A 5,000-nucleotide genomic window follows, 5' to 3' on the forward strand; every position below is an offset into this window, starting at 1 on the left:
TCGGCACTGAGGGTGGTACCCCCCAACACCTAGCACTCATCGTTTACGGCGTGGACTACCAGGGTATCTAATCCTGTTTGCTCCCCACGCTTTCGCGCCTCAGCGTCAGAAATCGGCCAGCAAGGCGCCTTCGCCACAGGTGTTCCTCCACATCTCTACGCATTTCACCGCTACACGTGGAATTCCCCTTGCCTCTCCGATCCTCAAGCCATCCCGTATCCAAGGCAATCCCAAGGTTGAGCCTTGGGCTTTCACCCCGGACGCAAATGGCCGCCTGCGCGCGCTTTACGCCCAGTGATTCCGGACAACGCTTGCCCCCTACGTATTACCGCGGCTGCTGGCACGTAGTTAGCCGGGGCTTCCTCCTCTGTTACCGTCAGGGTGTGAGCATTCTCTTCTCACACTTGTTCTTCACAGAAGACAGAATTTTACAACCCGAAGGCCTTCATCATTCACGCGGCGTTGCTCCATCAGGCTTGCGCCCATTGTGGAAGATTCCCTACTGCTGCCTCCCGTAGGAGTCTGGGCCGTGTCTCAGTCCCAGTGTGGCCGGTCACCCTCTCAGGTCGGCTACGCATCGTCGCCTTGGTGAGCCGTTACCTCACCAACTAGCTAATGCGCCGCGGGCCCATCCGACAGTGAAGCGAAAGCTTCTTTCTCTTCTCCTTCATGCGAAGGAGAAGCCTATCCGGTATTAGCACTCGTTTCCAAGCGTTATCCCGGTCTGTCGGGCAGGTTGCCCACGTGTTACTCACCCGTCCGCCGCTAACATCTTCGGAGCAAGCTCCGAATCAGTCCGCTCGACTTGCATGTATTAGGCACGCCGCCAGCGTTCGTCCTGAGCCAGGATCAAACTCTCAATAAAAGTTAGAAAGCTTGTATGTTGACTCGCATCAGATCTCTGTAAAACTCGTTTAGTTTTCAAGGATCAAGTACACGATGTACATTGTCCAACGTTGCGACAGGACGTCGCGTTCTTAGTTGGGCTTCCACCGCATGCCGCCGAAGCGACGTTTACTAATATACCACGTTGCGCCTAGAAGCTCAACAGGTAATTTTTTCAAGAATCTCATCACCGCTCTCTCGCGGCGACAGGACTTATCTTAACACACGACGCAGGCCTGCCTCAACATCGCCCATGAAACAAATCCAAACAAACATTCGCAGATCTCCGCAAGAAAAAAGACCGAGCTTCTGCAGACTCGGTCTCTCTCGGTCATTCACTTATACTTTGAACTGCTTGATCAATACGCCCAACTCTTGCGCCATCTCCTGGATCTGCCCGCTCATCTGATCCAATTGCTGAATCGACGAGTACTGCTGCTGGGAAGTCGCAGAGATCTCTTGTTGCGCAGCCGCGCTTTCGATCGAAATCGCGGTGACCTCCTGCACGGCCGATAAGGTCTGTGCCGCAGAGCGCGCAATGCCTTCGGTATGCTCCACAATGTGTGTCACACCGCTCGCAAGGCTGGTGACCGATGCTTGGATGCTTTCGAACAAGCGGCCATTTTCCATGATCAGCGCGACGCCTTTTTCAATCTCTTCGGAACTCTTTGCGTTCGACTCCAAGACGGTAACCGTCTCATCGGTGATCACTTGGACGCTTTCGATGATGCTCGCAACAGAGTCGTTCGTCTGATTGGCCAGCTTTTGAATCTCCTGGGCGACAACGGCAAATCCTTTTCCGTTCTCCCCGGCCCGCGCTGCTTCAATCGTTGCATTCAGCGAGAGCATGTTGATCTGGGAAGCGATCGTACGGATGATGCCAATAACGTTGGAGATCTCCTTCGTACGCTGGTCGAGTCGCTGCAGCTTCGAAGACGTTTCCGCCCCGTAGATTTGAATCTCATTCATCTGCGTTGCGATATGCTGCACCTGATCGTTCCCTTGCTGCGACAGAGACTGTGCCGTTTCCGACAGCATCGCCATCTCACTGACCTGCTTGTCGACTACAGTGACCGAGTCGGTGACGCTGTGCACCATTTTTGTGACCGTCTCCAAGTGATCGGAACGGTCGTCGGCCGCTTGCGCTTCTGCTGTGATCGCCGTCACCACTTGCTGCGAGCCAGCCGACAGTTCGGTCAGCGCGATTTGCAGCGTGGCACTGGAGTTCTCCAGCACAATCGAGTCTTGATGCAGTGAATTGATGATGCCGGCCAAGCTTTGACGCATTTCTTCAAAGCTGTCGGCCAGTTGACCGATCTCATCATGACGGCTGTTTGTCATCGAGGTCGTCAGGTCGCCTTTTGCCACCAGCTTAGTGTGTTTGACCAGGGCGATGATCGGACGGGACAAGCGATTGCCCACGATAAACGCGATTGCACCGCCGATGATGATCGCAGCAACCAGGAACACGACACTGAGTACCAAGATATAATGCTTCAGGTTGTTTACGAAGGAAGCGTCCATGTCGATCCCGACAACAGCATTGGAACTCGCATACGGCATGAACAGCGATTTGTGCACGCCCCAGTCATCCTCATAGATCTCACTGACCGTCTGCGCATTTTGATCAAGCGCCTGATTTTGCTCCGGCGTAAATGCCAGCTCTTCCAAGTACATGTCGTCATTGCTCAGGGCAAGGACCACATCTTTACCGTCTACTTTGGCGATCACGTATGCATTTTGCAGACCCTCATTTTGCTTGGTGAAGTCATTGAGTTTGGTCAGCAGTTCCTGGTACTTCGACTTGTCCGTAAGCGCGGCAGTCACCAGTTCTTCCGGAATCGTGCCGGTCAGATTGGTCATGTTCAGTTCCAGGCGTTGTTCAAATTGTGTGATTACATGGTCGTTCACGATGCTCATGGTGGTTTGGTACAGCACCCCGAGAAACACAAGTGTCAGCAACAGCAGCGGCACGACAAACGCAAACGAAATTTGCCTGCCGATCGAATGATTCCATCTCAACAATTTCAAACCCAATTTCCCCCCATTACTGATTGCAAAGTCTCACGCCCTATGCGGAGACCTCCATGCTGCGCATGCTGATAAACTGATTCAGATCCAGATGAAGCAGTCGTTTGTTCTCTTCCAAATCAACGCTGCGGTAGAACACAACCGCAAACGTGGTTGGATCATAACGATGCATGACACGGTACTCCATCACGTCTGCAAATTGACTGCGGAAACCCTCGTCGTCGATCGTCGCGATCTTGAGCGTGTTCGATTCTACAGGCAATTCGGCGCAGAAAAAGCTGTATACCGCATCGTCTTGCGATTCGAGAATTTGGTCCCAGTCCGGTGTGGTCTGTTTGAAGAAGTGCTCGTACAGATTTTGTCCGTACGCATGGATCGCCAAATCGCAGGTGCCAATTCCGGCGAACCGAAGCGGATTCACTTCAATCGGGATCAATTTGCCGGTTGAGGAGATCCGCACTTCCAAATGCATCGGATACTGGCGCAGGTCATCGAGCTGTGCCAATTGCCCCATAAACTCGGTGACTGGCTGTATCGCTTCTTGCAGAACCTGCTTGCTCGTGTAGTAAATCCGGTCGGACGTGTCGCCGGCGTGAGCGAACATGCGTTTGAGCACGTTCAGGATTACCGGTTCGCCTTGCGCATTGATGTACCCGTCAATCGCGTATTCCTCACCCTCGATCCACTCCTCAACGATGAAGTGCTCCACGTTAAGCACCGAGTCCGGGAAAAGGTCACGCGCCTCTCGCACATCACGCATCAGGCGAACGCGCACATCCGCCCATTCCCGCTCATCGGCCACCCGGTAAACACCAAGGCTTGCATAGCCGACAGCCGGTTTGACCACGATCGGGAACGGAAGCTGTGCCGGCGACAGTCTCATCAACTCATCAAACGTATACGTGCGATACGTGAAATCCGGGAAGAGATCTGCCAGCATTTTGCGAAATTGCGTCTTGCTTTTAAAGCGCTCGTTGCGCGCCACCAGCGGATGATTCGGCAAGTAGTTCTCCACCGCCTGCAACGCGTTTTCCGAGTTGCTCAAGAGCGGTGCAGTACGATTCTTATAAGTGCGGAAAAAAGTATTTGCCGATCTCCAATTCAGCTTCTTGTCAGTCGGAACCGGAACATGCGCTGAAGTCTTAACTACTGGAATTCTGAGCTGTGCTGCTGTTTCTGCCAGGTAGGGAGAAACGTACGCTTGACCGAGTACTAACATCTTTGACTCCTCCAATTTGTTTGGATTCGCCGAAGGTTTTTCAGCACGGGACAGCAAAGAGACAATTCCGGAGTGAAATTGTCTGTAGATTCCACCGTGGAAAAGTTCGGCAACCCGGCTGTCATAGTGTTGTGAGTCAACACCTTAGACCCGTGGCTTTGCGTCCCCACCTTTCAGTGGGTTTGCCATTTGTCGTTTTTACACCTTTGTAGTTGCTGGTATAGTTACACATTATCGCATTTCACCGAACTTTTCAATAAAAACATTGCAGACTTGAATAACTGAAAATTCATATTAAATGATCACCAACTAAAAATTCCCTTTTGCGAGGAATAAAAAAAGACCCGATCCGTTTAAGATCAGGTCTTTCAGTACGTGTACCTTGAAAACTGGATGCGACAGATAGTGAGTGTTGGACTTACTTAGGATAAGCCCTCGACCGATTAGTACTGGTCAGCTGCACGCCTCGCGGCGCTTCCACCTCCAGCCTATCAACCTTGTCTTCTACAAGGGGTCTTACCACGTTGACCGTGTGGGAAGTCTTATCTTGAGGTGGGCTTCGCGCTTAGATGCTTTCAGCGCTTATCCCTTCCCGACATAGCTACCCAGCGATGCGGTTGGCACCACAACCGGGACACCAGCGGTCGGTTCATCCCGGTCCTCTCGTACTAAGGACAACTCCTCTCAAACTTCCTGCGCCCACGGCAGATAGGGACCGAACTGTCTCACGACGTTCTGAACCCAGCTCGCGTACCGCTTTAATGGGCGAACAGCCCAACCCTTGGGACCGACTACAGCCCCAGGATGCGATGAGCCGACATCGAGGTGCCAAACCTCCCCGTCGATGTGGACTCTTGGGGAGATA

At 52.7% G+C, this 5,000-nt stretch carries 2 protein-coding genes, 2 rRNA genes and 1 riboswitch (2 of these 5 only partly in view); all 4 genes read right to left on the reverse strand.

Annotated elements, in window-relative coordinates; all coding sequences use genetic code 11:
• Positions 1 to 865, reverse strand: a 16S ribosomal RNA gene (locus CBW65_RS00035); it reaches 682 nt to the left of the window's first position.
• Between the two features lie 359 nt (positions 866 to 1,224).
• Complete coding sequence (locus tag CBW65_RS00040) at positions 1,225 to 2,916, reverse strand: methyl-accepting chemotaxis protein (protein WP_087455024.1); 1,692 nt, start codon at positions 2,914 to 2,916, stop codon at positions 1,225 to 1,227.
• A 40-nt stretch (positions 2,917 to 2,956) separates the two neighbouring features.
• On the reverse strand, positions 2,957 to 4,135 hold the full coding sequence (locus CBW65_RS00045) for an ATP-grasp domain-containing protein (RefSeq protein ID WP_087455025.1): 1,179 nt from the start codon (positions 4,133 to 4,135) through the stop codon (positions 2,957 to 2,959).
• A 105-nt stretch (positions 4,136 to 4,240) separates the two neighbouring features.
• Positions 4,241 to 4,332, reverse strand: a riboswitch (cyclic di-GMP riboswitch).
• A gap of 226 nt (positions 4,333 to 4,558) precedes the next feature.
• Positions 4,559 to 5,000, reverse strand: a 23S ribosomal RNA gene (locus CBW65_RS00050); it runs 2,486 nt beyond the window's last position.

This window comes from Tumebacillus avium, from assembly GCF_002162355.1.
In the GTDB taxonomy this organism is placed as follows: domain Bacteria; phylum Bacillota; class Bacilli; order Tumebacillales; family Tumebacillaceae; genus Tumebacillus_A; species Tumebacillus_A avium.